General features: G+C 52.5%; 12 protein-coding genes. All 12 read right to left on the bottom strand.

Annotated elements, in window-relative coordinates:
• Positions 1–28: 28 nt before the first annotated feature.
• Entirely contained in the window at positions 29–1,060 is a 1,032-nt protein-coding gene (locus P0X86_RS02365) for a copper amine oxidase N-terminal domain-containing protein (RefSeq protein ID WP_277747679.1), read from the bottom strand.
• A 176-nt stretch (positions 1,061–1,236) separates the two neighbouring features.
• A complete protein-coding gene (locus P0X86_RS02360) occupies positions 1,237–1,836 on the bottom strand; it encodes a TetR/AcrR family transcriptional regulator (RefSeq protein WP_249732836.1) in 600 nt (199 codons plus the stop codon).
• A gap of 27 nt (positions 1,837–1,863) precedes the next feature.
• Positions 1,864–3,255 carry an MDR family MFS transporter gene (locus P0X86_RS02355; protein WP_481858290.1) on the bottom strand — a complete coding sequence of 464 codons (1,392 nt, stop codon included), beginning with the start codon at positions 3,253–3,255 and terminating at the stop codon, positions 1,864–1,866.
• 410 nt (positions 3,256–3,665) lie between these two features.
• Entirely contained in the window at positions 3,666–4,385 is a 720-nt protein-coding gene (locus tag P0X86_RS02350; RefSeq protein ID WP_277747678.1) for a glycerophosphodiester phosphodiesterase, read from the bottom strand.
• A 40-nt stretch (positions 4,386–4,425) separates the two neighbouring features.
• On the bottom strand, positions 4,426–4,590 hold the full coding sequence (locus P0X86_RS02345; protein ID WP_192569912.1) for a hypothetical protein: 165 nt from the start codon (positions 4,588–4,590) through the stop codon (positions 4,426–4,428).
• A 44-nt stretch (positions 4,591–4,634) separates the two neighbouring features.
• On the bottom strand, positions 4,635–5,495 hold the full coding sequence (locus P0X86_RS02340; RefSeq protein ID WP_009593684.1) for a carbohydrate ABC transporter permease: 861 nt from the start codon (positions 5,493–5,495) through the stop codon (positions 4,635–4,637).
• Positions 5,485–6,441, bottom strand: a complete 957-nt coding sequence (locus P0X86_RS02335) for a carbohydrate ABC transporter permease (RefSeq protein ID WP_036672924.1) — start codon at positions 6,439–6,441, stop codon at positions 5,485–5,487. The genes P0X86_RS02340 and P0X86_RS02335 overlap by 11 nt, the downstream gene beginning before the upstream one ends.
• A complete protein-coding gene (locus tag P0X86_RS02330) occupies positions 6,441–7,778 on the bottom strand; it encodes an ABC transporter substrate-binding protein (RefSeq protein ID WP_096774740.1) in 1,338 nt (445 codons plus the stop codon). The genes P0X86_RS02335 and P0X86_RS02330 overlap by 1 nt, the downstream gene beginning before the upstream one ends.
• A 299-nt stretch (positions 7,779–8,077) precedes the next feature.
• A complete protein-coding gene (locus tag P0X86_RS02325) occupies positions 8,078–8,632 on the bottom strand; it encodes a glycerol-3-phosphate responsive antiterminator (protein ID WP_012818698.1) in 555 nt (184 codons plus the stop codon).
• Between the two features lie 679 nt (positions 8,633–9,311).
• Positions 9,312–11,630 (bottom strand): serine hydrolase, encoded by a 2,319-nt coding sequence (locus P0X86_RS02320; RefSeq protein ID WP_277747677.1) that lies wholly within the window; start codon positions 11,628–11,630, stop codon positions 9,312–9,314.
• A 237-nt stretch (positions 11,631–11,867) separates the two neighbouring features.
• Positions 11,868–12,338 (bottom strand): DinB family protein, encoded by a 471-nt coding sequence (locus P0X86_RS02315; protein WP_096774742.1) that lies wholly within the window; start codon positions 12,336–12,338, stop codon positions 11,868–11,870.
• Positions 12,339–12,486: 148 nt separating this feature from the next.
• Positions 12,487–14,559, bottom strand: coding sequence for an amylo-alpha-1,6-glucosidase (locus P0X86_RS02310; protein ID WP_277747676.1), 2,073 nt, complete (start codon positions 14,557–14,559; stop codon positions 12,487–12,489).
• Positions 14,560–14,569: the final 10 nt, after the last annotated feature.

Raw genomic sequence — 14,569 nt, 5'->3', positions numbered from 1 at the left:
GCCGCCAGGCTTTCTTCCCTTTTATGACTTATTGAAGAACGATTTTGATGGCATTGCCGATTGGCGGCAGACTCTTGGTCAATACCGGGCCGTAGTAGCCGATAATTTCCGCATCGTCAGTCAAGTCGCTCGTTTTCAAGGCTTTGCCGTCTTTATTCACGACAACCGTCTCGGGCGTCAGATTTAGGACGACTTCATTGGGGGATTGTTCCGTCAACCCTTTGCCCTTGATCGTTACGCGCAGGTTGCCGCCATCCGCATTGATGTCGGTGATGGCGCCGGCCGTAGCCAGCTGCTCCGTTTCTTCCTTGTCGGACTTCACGCTGATTTCGTAAGCATACGTTTGAGGAGGCAGGCTCATCGTCATCGCCAGGCTGTGCACCGCTTCGATCTTCATGCCTTTTGCAAGATCCTTAAGCTCGATCTTCTTGCCTTCCGCATCGCGGATGACCGTGTTCTCATCCACGTTCAGCACGATTCCTTCGGTGCCCGTGCCGTTAATATGAACGGCTTTGCGTTCTTCGTTATGGATAACTTCCGTGATGGTTCCAACCACGGTTTCCTTCTTAACCTCTTCCTCGGACGTGATGTTTACCTTCGTTCCATCAACCGCGACGTTAACCTGGAGCACTTCGCTGAAGAAGCTCGCAGGAACATACAGCGTGCCCTTTACGTTCACCGGAGCAGCGCCGAGGGACTTATACATTTTGTTAACCGCATACTGGTCTTTGCCCGTTTGCACGAGGGTCCAAATCGGCGATCCCGGTTGGGTTAGCTCCGCAGAGCGGTCCTGTTGATTCCACTCCAGTTCGAATCCGAGCGCCTCGGATACGCTGCGCAGCGGGATCATGACCTGCTTCGCGCCGGCATTCATGAATCCGGCTCCAGCCACTTCCTTGCCGTTAACAAGAACACCATAATCAATGACCGCCGAGATCACCACCGGCTTCTGTTCCTGAATGTCCCCGGTTTGGGGTGCCGCATAAGCCGCTGCGCCACCGGAAACCGCCATGGCGGCAACCATCAGCATGGCTGCTTGCTTCCTCCATTTTTTGTTCATGTTCATCATCCTTTCTAGGTGCCTTAGATTATCATGTACAACTATACTGACGGGCGTATCTGCCAAATGTTGCATTGAAATCCAAAGTACAAGGGCCGAACATAAACCAAAAAGCCGTTCCGGGCGGCTTTTCCAAGCTCCCGAAACGGCTTTTGCACTGTGCATGAATATATCATTTAGCGTTGTATAAATAGCGGGTCCACAAAGCTTCGGCAATACTCCTCCGCAATCTGTTCCGCGCTGTATCCCATATCGCGCATGTACAGAATAATATCGGCCCGCGGCAGGGATGCAAGCATCACGGAGGTGAACAGAGGATCCAGGGGCATCAGTTCTCCCCGCTCCGCCGCAAGCTCCAGCAGACGCTTGATCTGTGAGCGCAAATACGTGAAGGGCGGGTTCTCGCACATAATGTTCTTGGATTCCTCCAGACGGTCAGAGGTCAGCATCACCCTGAGCCACTCCAGATCCTCGTTGAAATGCAGAATCACCTTCGTCATTACCGTCCGAAGCTGGTGTGCTACCGTTTCGCCTTCGCTATTGCGAAGATAAACGTCCAGCCCTTCCATAAACCGGTCGATCTTGGCTTCCATCAGCGTGAAGCAAATCTTGCTCTTGCTGGGATACCGGCGGTATAGGGTGCCTTGACCGATCCCCGCCGTTTTGGCCACCTGATGCATGGAGACGTCCTCGACTCCGTATTTGTTAAATAAGGCCTGAGCCGTATCCAAAATCTTTTGACCCAACTCGTCATTCTCTTTCGGCAATGCACGCATCCCTTTCTAATTAAACAAACGGGAACCTTATGCGGCAGACTGTTTTTCTTCAACGGGTGAAGACGTACGTTTAACAAATAAGCCCAGCACGAAAGCGATGATTGCAAGAACAAGTCCGATTGCGAAAGCATTATGAAGACCGGCAACCATGCTTTGCACCGGATTGAGATCCCCGGTTGTTTCAACGTAATTTTTAGCACCTGCAGTCATGATGCTGATAAAGAGCGCCATACCGACAGCTCCCGCCACCTGCTGCAGCGTATTCATGATCGCCGTTCCGTGCGGATACAGCAAGCGCGGCAGCTGGTTCAAAGCCGTGGTTTGGGCCGGCATCATAACCATTGAAATCCCTATCATCATCATAACATGAAGGAAGATGACATAACCACCCGTCCATGCAGCGTCGATGCGCGAAAACAGGAAGATGGCGATGCTCAGCAGCGCCAAGCCGGGAATAATCAGAACGCGCGGTCCGAATTTATCGAACAGTTTCCCTGTAATCGGCGCCATCAATCCGTTGATGATCCCGCCCGGCATCATGACCAGACCCGCCGATAGCGCAGTCAAGCCCAGAGCGTTCTGCAGGAACAGCGGCAGCATGATCATGGTGGAGAACATGCTCATCATAAGTACCAGCATCAGCACGGTCACGAGGGAGAACATCGGAAATTTGAAGGTACGCAGATCCAGCATCGGTTCCTCCATCTTCAGCTGGCGCCATACGAAGAGCAGCAAGCTGATAGCCCCGGCCGTAATGCACCATATGACCTTCGGATCAGACCAGGTACCTTCGCCGGCACTGCTGAATCCATATACGATTCCCCCGAAACCGATGGTAGACAGAATAATCGAAATATAATCGACTTTCGGCTTGGTCAGTTCCGATACGTTCTTCAGGAACACCGCGGCAAACACGATGGAGAACGCAGCAAGCGGAATGACCAGGTAGAACAACCAGCGCCAGTTCAGCGCATCCACGATCAAACCGGAAAGCGTCGGCCCGATCGCCGGTGCCGTCATGATGACCAGACCGATCATTCCCATTGCGGCTCCGCGATTCTGAGGCGGATAAATGCTAAGTATGGTGTTCATCAGAACCGGCAGCATAAGCCCCGTTCCGACGGCTTGCAGAATACGGCCTACCAGCAGCACCCCGAATACCGGCGAGAAGCCGCATATAATCGTACCTATCAGGAATAGCGACATAGCGCCAATAAACATCTGTCTTGTCGTGAACCAAAGCTGCAGCAGCGCCGTGACCGGCACCAGAATACCGACAACCAGCATGTAAGATGTGGAAAGCCACTGCACCGTCGACTCCCCAATGCCAAACTGCTCCATCAAGCTTGGGAAAGCGATGTTCAGCAATGTCTCATTCAAGATGGACACGAACGCTCCGATAATCAGTGCGGCAACGATCGGCCCTCTTTTTTATTTTACTTAAATCAATCTTGGCCGAACTTGGCCCCACTCCCATATCCAAGACCTTATCCTCCCTGTCTCTTTTGTCTATACGGACAATTGTCCGGTAACGCGTTTTTTTATTCTAACGGACAATTGTCCGCAGGTCAACTGAAAATTTTCATTAAATTTTCAAATTCATCCGCCCAGATGAAGCCCGCGGCGTTTTCCGCTGCCATAAGCAGCCGAAGCAAGCAGGATTCGGCCATTCATAATAAAAGGATCCGCCCCAATCGAGACTAGGGCAGATCCTTTTCTATGCACATTTCGACTTTAGGTTCGCCTTGCCCCGAAAGACCCTTGGCATTTCCTAAATGCAAGCGTCCTAATAGGTCACTCCGCTGCGCGCAAGTCAGTCCCTGAAAACGCTAAGCATTCAGTGCAATCTTTTCTTTGTACACTTTGGCCCAGCCTTCCAAGTTGTTCGTTACGATCAAGAGTTCAGGATACTGGGCAAGGGATGCCAATACCGCCTCGTCATCCGGCGTCCAGACGATGAGCTGAATCCCCCGCTTGCGCGCTTCCTCCATAAACGAAGGGGTCACGTATACATATTTGACGGACACATAGCGAGCGCCGATCTGTTCCAGATAAGGAAAGACCGATGGCGTCGCCCCGTAAATCACAAGCCCCAGCTCGATGTCAGGATCAAGGGAACGGGCCCGTTCAATCGAATAATGATCGAAGGAGGTCAGGAATACCTGCTTCTCCATGCCCGTATCCTTGATCACGTCAATAACCTTCTGTTCCAAACCGGGGTAAGCGTCCCCCATCTGCTTCAGCTCGATGTCAACGATCATCCGATCCTTGGCAAAAAGCAGCGCTTCCTCCAGCGTGGGGATGACTTCCCCCCGGCCTGCATCCAGCTTGCGTATTTCCTCCAGCGTGAAGGCATTGATCGCTCCGGTTCCGTCGGTCGTCCGGTTAACCGTGGGATCATGTATCACGACAGGTACGCCGTCCTTCGTCAGCTGGACATCCAGCTCCAGGTGCGAGAAGCCAAGCTCCAGCGCTTTCCGAAAGCCCAGCATCGTGTTCTCCGGATATTTGAGCGGATACCCTCGATGGGCCAATCCACGTACTTCCATGTGCCATTCCCTCCATATATAAGTCGATTGACGGCCTCGATCACACTGCCACCGCAAGAGGACGGACTAACGCAATCGAAATGCCGTTTGCAGCTCTATAGGTTTGTTCGCCGCGGGCTTCCCGATCCCTGCTGCGCACAGCAGGAATTAGCTTGATGTCCTTCGCTCGAACAAAGAGACGGTATGGCGGTGTATCCTTGCCCACCGTCTCCACACCGTCCTGAATTCCGCATCATATGGTGTATGCGGTTATTTAAACGTCGAGTTCGCCATCGCGGCCACGATATGCTTCTGCATCACCGTAAAGACCAGCACGATCGGGATGATCGCCATGACGCTGGACGCCATAATGACGTTGAAGAACATCGCTTCATTCCCGGCGATGGAATCCCGCAGCATCGCAATACCGACCGTAAGCACGCGCATGTCGTTGTTGTTGGTCATGATCAGCGGCCAGAAATACGAGTTCCAGGACGAGATGAAGATCAACACGCCCATGGTGACGATCGTCGGCATCGCCATCGGGAACAATAGCTTGTACAGAATGGAGAATCGGCCGGCTCCATCCACGCGCGCCGCTTCAAGCACGTCGTTGTTAATCGATTTGAACGCCTGCCGGAGCAGGAATATCGCATAGGCGGACGCCCCGTGAGGCACGATGAGCGCCCAGAAGGTATTCAGCCAATCGAGCTTGGACATCATGACGTACACGGGAACGAAAATTACCTGTTCCGGCACGATCAACGCGGCAAGCACCAACAGAAACAGCGCGTCCCGTCCCCAGAACTTCCCCTTCGCGAATGCATAAGCGGCCATGAGCGCCACGTTCAACTGCAGAATAATGGTTCCGACCGCCATGAGCAAGGTATTGCCGAAGAACCGCGCGTAAGGGATAACCCGGAAGGCTTCGGCAAAGTTCTGCCAGGCAAAGGTTTCAGGCCAGAATGTAGGAACGGCCATCCGCATCTCAGACTGCGTCTTGAGCGCGCTGATCAGCAGCCAGTACACCGGAAAGAACATGACGAGGGTCACGATCACGGCCCCGATTACGCGGAGCGTCATTATGGTCTTTCGGTTCTTGGCGGATCCAGCCATATAATTATCCTTCATAGTGCACCTTCTTCCTGCTGACCACCCATTGTACCAATGTTAACAGCAATATGATGACGAACAGAATCATGACAAGCGCCGAGGCTCTTCCCGTTTTGAATTCATCAAAGGCCATCGTATAGATCCAGTACACGATCGCATTCGTTGCCTTGAGCGGACCGCCGCCCGTCATGACGTCGATCGACTGGAATACCTGCATGGAGGAGATAAAGCTGGTGATGACCAGAAACAGGGTCATCGGCGACAAGAGCGGCAGCGTAATGTTGCGGAACTGCCGGAACTTGCTGGCCCCATCAATGGAGGCCGCCTCGTAATACTCGGCCGGAATTCCGCGCATGCCTGCAATAAAGAGGATCATCGCAAACCCGACGCCCTTCCAGACCGAAACGGCAACCAGCGCCGGCAATGCCGTCGAAGGGTTGGTCAGCCATTCGACCGGCTCCATGCCGAACCAGGAAACAATGGAATTCAGTAACCCGTATTGTCCATTGTAAATCCATGTAAATACCATGGCCGCGACTACCATCGAGATGTAATAGGGCATAAAAACAACGCCGCGCAAGAAACCGAACAACCTTGACGATGACACGTTGAGCAGCAAGGCCAGCAGCAGCCCGATGACCAGCGTGAATACAACGTCCATGACGGTATACAAGAACGTGACCTTCAAGGAGTGATAGAAATCCGAGTTCGACAGCAAGCGCGTATAGTTATCGACGCCCACGAATTTCTTCACGGGACGGGTCATGTTCCAATTCGTGAAGCTGATGTAGATGGAATAACCCAGCGGATAATACAGGAACACGCCCATAAACAGCAAGGCCGGAACTGCGAACGAGAAGTCCTTCCACTTCTCGATCAACGTATGAGACATCCGTTTAGAGACCGAAGCGGTCGCCCGATCGGACGCCGCCTTGGTCATTGCTTTATTGGTCTCCATAGGCATCACTCATAGTCAGCCAGAATATCGTTGATCTTCTTGGCTGCATCCTGCATAAGTGGTATAGGATCTTTTTTGTTCAATACCATTTCCCCGATGACTTCTTTGTAGACTTCGCTGAATTCAGGATAAGCCGGATGCTGCAGACGCGGCGTTACTTCGTCGAAGTGCTCGTATACCGCTCTATACTGCGGCCATCTTTCGAAATATTGATCGCCTTCTTCAGACTCGATTGCGGATTTTCTTGTCGGCAGGTATCCTACGGATTCAGCCCACTTAATGTTATGCTCCGCCGAAGTCATGAACTCGATGAATTTCCAAGCCGCTTCTTTCTCCAGATCCTCGGCGCCGTCCATCATGACGATCCCCGCGCCGCCAATATTGGAGGTCCGCACTTTATCTCCAGGGATAAAGGATACGCCAACCTCAAAGTCCGCATTCTCGCGGTACATCTTGAGCAAAGCCGATGAATGCTGAACCATGGCGATTTCGCCGTTCAGGAACATCTGGCGCATATTGTCGGAAGCTCCTTTACCGAAGCCCATATGCATGCTGCCTTCATTTTGCCATTTGTAGAAATTCTGGAGGTACCGGAGAGAATCCTCGGTCTCGACAGCGGAAGCACTCAGGTCCTCCGTCAGGATTTGTCCGCCGCCGTTAATGTTCCACGGATCGTAGTACCACGTATCCCAGCCTGGAACGGAGAAGGCATAACGGGTCGTTTTGTCGCCTTCTTTTTTCGTTACCTTCGCATTAAAGTCATCGATCTCATCCCACTTCTGCGGCGGCTCTACACCCAGCTCGTCCAGCATCGTTTTGTTGTATACAAACACGCTGGTACTGACGATCAGAGGGAATCCATATTGCTTGCCATTGAATGCATATGCATTCAGCATCCCTTTGGCGAAATCGTCCATCTTCACTTCATCGCGCTTAATCCATGGGCCCAAATCAGAGAACACTCCGCTGTCCGCAAAGTTTGGCAAGGACGCAACCTCGACATTCGTAACAGCCGGCACGTCATTCGCAGCCACTGCAGCCGATAATTTTTTGTGAAGATCAGGATAACCGCCTTGGAACACCGGCTCAACCGTGATATGAGGGTATTTCTTCTGGAATTCGGCAATCATGTAGTTCAAGCCTTCAAGCTGGGCATCCGCGTGGGCATGCCAGTATTGGATTTTAACGGGTGTCGTGTCGTTCTTCATATCCATCGAAGCGGCTTCCACGTCATCCAGCGAAACCTCTCCTCCGGCGCTTTCACTTCCACCGCCGCCTCCGCAAGCCGTGGTAATCACCATAAATATGGTCAATAACATTAACAACCATGATTTCTTTTTCATAGATGATCTGTTGTCCCCTTTCGAATCTATTCATCATTCATCATCCAAAATTACCGTCGATCCACTTCATCGAATGCCGGTTGGAACGGCACGCGGATCCCATAGGAACGGGTGAATCCCCATCCAAACAGCCCGCCTATCCCTTAAAAAGCGCACAAAAATAGAGACGTCAAAAAGAGCGCAACCTAAGAGCCACCACCTCCTATAAAAGCTAAAGTAGCTGCTACTCGGGTTATCTCATCGTCTCCACCCCTAGCAAATATGTAATTGTGGTTAATCCGTCATTCCTACGGAGACCGTTACGTCCAAAAACGCGTGTCTCCCGTAGATACGAGGTCTGCGCCATTTGCCAGCGCCTCGTCGATTTCTTCTTCGCTTCGTAAAAAACCTCCCACTATGAGCGGACAGTGAATCTCCTTCTTCAGATCGCGGATGACGCGAGGCATAAGTCCCGGCATCAATTCCACTTCATCCGGACGTGCTTGTCCGATCATCTTCACTGCGGTTCCCAAAGCTGTCGTATCGATCGCAAACACGCGCTGTATCGAGCTGATGCCTGCTTGGCGCGAAGCCAATACCGTATTCGTCTTCGTCGTAATGATCCCGTCGATCTTGTACGAATCCGCCAAATACTGCACTGCCGAATTATCCCGGCCGATGCCGCTTACCATTTCCAGATGGACAAACACTTTTTTGCCTGAGGAGTGCAGTCGGTTTACGATATCCCTTAGTTTCATGATGTCGCCTGTCATCAGGTTCACCCGTTCCACCGCGCTGTTCACAGCCGCATCGATCTGTTCCAGCTTGGTAATCGAAGCAATAACGGGAAGACGGCGACTCCCTTGATCTGTCATAAGTGCGTGTCCTCCTTATTATGAACACCTCTTATGATAGAGCTATAAGATCATGCGAGTATTAACGATATGTAAAATCTGTGTTAACGGCCCGCTTCTAGGCTCCTGCATAATGAATACGCTTTCTATTCGGTTAACAACAGATTCTGCTATATCCCTGGTTTGGTGGATTCCCTCCTAGATTCAGGATCATGCCGTCCTGCGAAGTCTTGGATAGCGCTTTCATAATAACTTGTCGAGCTATTTAGTTTCTATCATAGAGGAATTATTTAGCTTGAGTCTATAGCGAAATTTGTTTTATTTTGTCGAATTTAAAAGAATGTCAGCTCAATGTAATAAATATCATGGCAGGAAGCTCGTTTTTATGATCGTACTGCGATTACCATCTGCAGGATTCGGGAGGAAGGAATGCCATGACCTCGAAGCTTCAATCGCCCGTTTCTATGACTCAAATGCACGGCTGCTCATAGGAAACGGAACGCGCTGCAGGCCGCCATGGATAAGCCGGCGGCCTGCGCACGTCGTGTGGCTAAACCTCTTTTCCTATATTCTTGCCACCTTCAAAAGATAACGACGCTTGTCCCACCCGCCGCGTGTAATGATGGCTTACGCACGAGGCACCGAGGCGGCTTCCAGATCACGGGCTGTGCGGAGGTTTGGACGCAGGGATCAGCGGGACTCATTTGCTCAGCAAGTGCACGATCATCTTGAGGGTTTCTGCCCTTGATGCCATACTGTCCGGACGGAAGGTGTCATCGCTGTAGCCGTTCACAAAGTCCAATTGGACCGCCTTCAGGATAGACTCTCTGGACCAGTCCGGTATCTCGCTCGCATCCTTAAAGGAGAGCCCATCATCGTATCCAGGCAGCGGGTCATGCACATACTCGTAAGCACGGGTCATCATCGCAGCCAGCTCGGCACGGCTGACCGGACTGTACGGATCAAAGACACTTTCGCTCCGTCCACTGACGATGCCTGAAGCATAAGCCGCCGCCACATCCGCGGCATACCACCGGTCGGCGGGAATGTCATGGAATGGAGGGGAGGCCAGGCCGGGCTTCAGCTGCAAGGAACGGGCAAGCATGGAGGCCGCCTCTGCACGGCTGATCGGACGCTCGGGCGCGAAGGTCGTCTCCGAGCTTCCATTCACCAAGGAAGCCGCAACCGCACCTTCAATAAAAGGCGCCGCCCAGTAATCCTCCGGTACATCCGTGAACGTCATCTCGGATTCCAGCGTTTCATAAACAGCTTTCGCTATTTCCTGTACTACCGGATTTCCGATAGCCTGGGCTTCGTCAAAACGGCTGGTCGTCGTGACTTCGGTCAGTACCGAAATGGCGATTTCCCGGCCTGGCACGAGAAAATATCCGGCATCATGGGTCACGTTCGCATTCTCCCCGGTTTTATGGGCAATCGGTGCATCGGGGAGGGCTGCTCGGAACTTGGTGTCCACCTCCTGGGCTTTCATCCAGTCGATGATCTGATCACGGGAGTTATCGGACAAGAATGAACCTGAATGAATGTAGGCAAGCAGATGGACCAAATCCTCCGCGTCGATATAGTTGTCCTGCTCCGGCGTAGGCGCGGCCGCGAACATTTTCCGTCCCAAATGCATGACATCCAGACCGAGTTCATCCATCAGATTCTGGACCTCATCCAATCCGACCACGTCAATCAGCACGTTCGTCGCCGTATTATCCGATTGGGTGATCATCAGCCTGGCCAAACGTTCGATGGTGACATCCTGCGGAAAAGTTTCCTTTTGCAAGGAGCCGGTTCCGCCTACGACATCTTCCTTCTCAACCTTAACCGTCTCTTCCAGGGTCAGTTTGCCTGCGTCCACTTCCTTCATCAAGCCCGATACAAGCGCCATCTTGATGGTGCTGGCAGGCATATAGGATTGGCGGGATCCCAGAAGCAGCTCCCGGTCGCCGGGTTTGCCGCTTAGATCCTTCAAGCCTACGGAAACCCTGATCCCCTTGTCCTCAGCTTCTCGAATAATGGGATTTACGGCTAACAACAGGGCCGGCCACGTATCCGCCGATACGGCTTCAGCCGGGGCCGGGGTGTCCATCAAGAAGTTATACACTGCCTTGGCCGCACGCTGTACGACCGGGTTGCCCAGTTCCTGGGCTTTGCCCGCATCCTCAGGCTTAGTGACCTTCGTTAATACGGTGACGGCAGCTTCGCGTCCGGGGACGAGGAAATATCCGATGTCATGGCTGACATCGCCCAGTTCCCCGGTTTTGTGAGCAATCGGTTTACCCGGCAGCGCCGCGCCGAATTTGGTCTTCACTTCCTGCGCCTTCATCCAGGCCAGGATCTGATCCCGCGATTTGGCGGTTAAGATCTCGCCGGCATAGATTCTCTCAAGGAGCGTCAGGAGCTCCTCCCCATCCACATAATTATCAGCAGCAGGGGATTTTGCGGGCGTCATCATTTTCCGACCTAACTGCATGGTTTCAAATCCCTGTTCCTCAATGAAAGCGTTAATGCGCTCGAACCCGAGGAGATCAATCAGGGCATTGGTTGCCGTATTGTCGGATTGCGTAATCATCAGTCGCGCTAAAGACTCGATTGTGATATCCAGAGGGAATTTTCCGTCCTTGAGCGAACCGGCTCCGCCTACAACCTGTTCCGGTTGAACCTGAATAGTCTGCTCCAGCGCATACTTCCCTGCTTCGATGTCCTGCATCAGCGCTGTTACGATGGCGATCTTGATCGTGCTGGCAGCATAGTATACATCCGATGATCCCACCTGGATCTTCCCGCCGCCGTATGTACCGCTAAGATCTTGAATGCCGACAGACAGCTCGATGCCATCTTCTGCTGCGGCTTTTACAATAGGCCGAAGAACGGATTCCAACCGGTCCAGGCTGCCGTTTTGCGTTCCGGCTGCCCAAGCCTTGGGGACTTGCCCCAAGGAGATAAACCAAGTCGTCGTGAATAAGATAAATGCAAGCGTGCTCTTGAAAAGGACTCCGGTTAATCTGGACATGCTAATCACTCCTCATAATTTTGTGTAATATATAATTACATAATAACTCTTTAATCGACTATAATTATAGTCCAATGTAGGGTATATTTACATAAATTAAATGTATTCAACAAAAATATTATGATTATAGCCGTATTATGTCAGTTATAGTAACATAAATTTCTAGTTTCATTATAGAAATATAAAAACCCGAATTCCGGAAGCGGAATTCGGGTCGATGAATATAGAGAGCACTAGCTATTCGAACAAAGGAACCTTCGGGTCCTTCCCGTTACAGTGAACCAGCATCGCGTGCAGCTGCCCCCTGTGGTGATACAGGTGCGCCACGATTTCGAGCAGCCATTCGTACCTCGAATAGGTGACGCCCCAATAAGAGGTCATCTCCTGATGAAGCTCCTCTTCCGTCATTTCTCGGAACGCCTGCTCCAGATATGAATAGTTGCTCAATAACTCCGCCTGTATGTCCTTCAGGTTATTTAACGACACGCCTGCGTAATAGGCGCTCATCTCCTCTTGGGTGGCTCCTCCGGATATATGAAAATCGGCCCGGCAGATGACGGCGATATGCTTGAGCAGCTCTCCGACCGAATGTTTGCCTTCCGTCGGCTTGACGAGCAAATCCCGTTCATCCAGCTTATCGATAATCGCGACAACCGAGACGACAGCCACCTCGATCTGATGTAGGGCATATGTACAATAGGAATTCATAGGTTCTCTCCAATCCGGTATGTATACAGTAATCTGTTCAAAATCACCTCATTATTATAGAACATACGTTCCTGATATTTCAACAAAAAAACAACCTGACCCTTAAGCACTAAGAGACAGGTTGTTCAAAAGCAAATCTTGTATAAGATCAGCTAACCAGGTCAAATCCGGTTGTATTCTCAAGCACTTCCACATGAAACGCGCTGCCGTCAGCCTTACGCACAACGCTTACCGACAGGTGCCCGCTTCCGATCGCAATCCGTTCGGCCTTCAGTTCGTTCATCCCTTCCGGAAGGAACGGGGACAACGCGATTTCCTTCTTCGCCGCGTTCGGATACAATCCGAGCATCGCCTGCAGGAAGACGATCGAGGTTCCCGCCGCCCAAGCCTGCGGCGAACAGGTTGTCGGGTACGGAACGGGATGGCCCAGCTTCGCATCATGACCGCAGAACAGCTCCGGCAAACGCTGGTATTCAAAATGCGCGGATGCCTGGAGCAGGCCGGAAATCACCTTGCTTGCCTCAGCTTTGAATCCTTGCTTGCCGAGACCCAGCAGGATCATGGCATTGTCATGCGGCCATACGCTCCCATTGTGATAGCTCACCGGATAGTAGCCGGTGGAGCCAGTACTCATCGTGCGGATGCCGTATCCATTGAACATGTCGCTTCTAAGCATCCGCTCGGCTTGCGCCTTCGAGCGGCTCTCTTCCGGCAATCCGCTCATGAGCAGATGCCCGGGATTCGAGGTTACGCTGCGTACCTGGCGTTGATCCTTATCCAGCGCAATGGCGTAACACTGCTCATCCTCCATCCAGAAGGCCGCTTCAAAACGGACGCGAAGCTCCTCGGCTTCCGTTTCCAGCTTGCGGGCCAGTTCCGGCTCGCCCAGCTCCGCGAAGACGGGTACCAGCGATTGCTTCGCTTGATACACGTAACCCTGAACCTCCGACAGCGCGATCGGCGATTCCGCATACTCGCCGTTCTCATGGATGATCGAGTTGGCGGAATCCTTCCAGCCCTGGTTCGGGAAGCCTTTCTCGGCTTCCTGCTTGTAGGCCATGAAGCCGGAGCCCGCTTCGAGCGCGGCATCGATATAATCCAGTGCCCGCAGCACGTTCGGCTTGAGCTCCTCCGCTAAGGAGAGATCGCCCGTCCAGCGGTAATACTCGCCGATCAGCGCCAGGAACAGCGGCGTGGAATCGATGGTGCCGTAGTACGGCGAGAACGGGGACTGGTTCGTCGTGACCAGCTCTCCATAGCGGATCTCATGCATGATTTTGCCCGGCTGCTCATCCCGCCAAGGGTCCGTCTTCTCGCCTTGATAAGCCGCCAGCGTTCTCAAGGTTCCTTTGGCAAGCTGCGGGTTCGCCGGAAGCATGAACAGCGCCGTGATCAAGCTGTCTCTGCCGAACGGAACCGCGAACCACGGCAATCCGGCTACCGTTGTATCGCCGAAGCCTGCATCCGTCGTCAGCATGCGCAGATCCTGCAATCCTCTCTGGTACAAGCCGCTGAACAGCGCGGAATCCGACTGGAGCTGCGAACTGTTTCCGTACCAAGCTTCGTACGAGGCTTCGAGTTTCTTCAGCCCCTCTTCATAAGTCAGCGTCTCTGCTGCGGGTTGCCGCTCCGTCATCGGCGTGACAAAGAACGTAATCACCTTCTGCTCTTTGGCTTTCAGGGACAAGGAGAACGAAACCGTGCCGGTATCATCCGCTTTGCCGCCGTCCGCATCCCAGGCAATGCGCGTCTGCCTTCTCAGCTTGTCGGCGCCGACGTAGGCCAGCGTCATCTCTTGATCGCCTGTCCGAATCCCTTCCATTTTGCCGACTTCGCCCGTACGGTATTTACGGACCAGGAACATATCCTGAAAATCCGCATCGAAGGAAACCCCGAACTCGATATTCGAATCGGTCACAAAGTAATTGGTCAGCGTACAGCGCTCATACAGGACGCCATCATAGATGAAGCGTTCCCGAAGCACTTCGATCGCCCCTTCATCCTTGGCATCCTTCATCAGGCGGAAGGAGGCCACATAGCTTTTATCCCCCGTGGAGGACAGAAGCGAAGGCTTCTCGCCATCGATGAACAGCTCCATACGGCTCAGAAAACGCGTATCCTTCGTATACAAACCATGGCCCTGATCGTCCCCCTGGACGATATCTCCGTTAAGCCCGGTCAGAAAAAACACGTTTCCTTCTTTAATTACGCGGTAGTCCATGCATAAATCC

Source organism: Paenibacillus sp. BR1-192 (assembly GCF_029542445.1).
In the GTDB taxonomy this organism is placed as follows: Bacteria; Bacillota; Bacilli; order Paenibacillales; family Paenibacillaceae; genus Paenibacillus_AQ; species Paenibacillus_AQ lautus_A.
The sequence above is the reverse complement of the archived record's forward strand: the minus strand, read 5'-3'. Positions and strand labels throughout refer to the sequence as shown.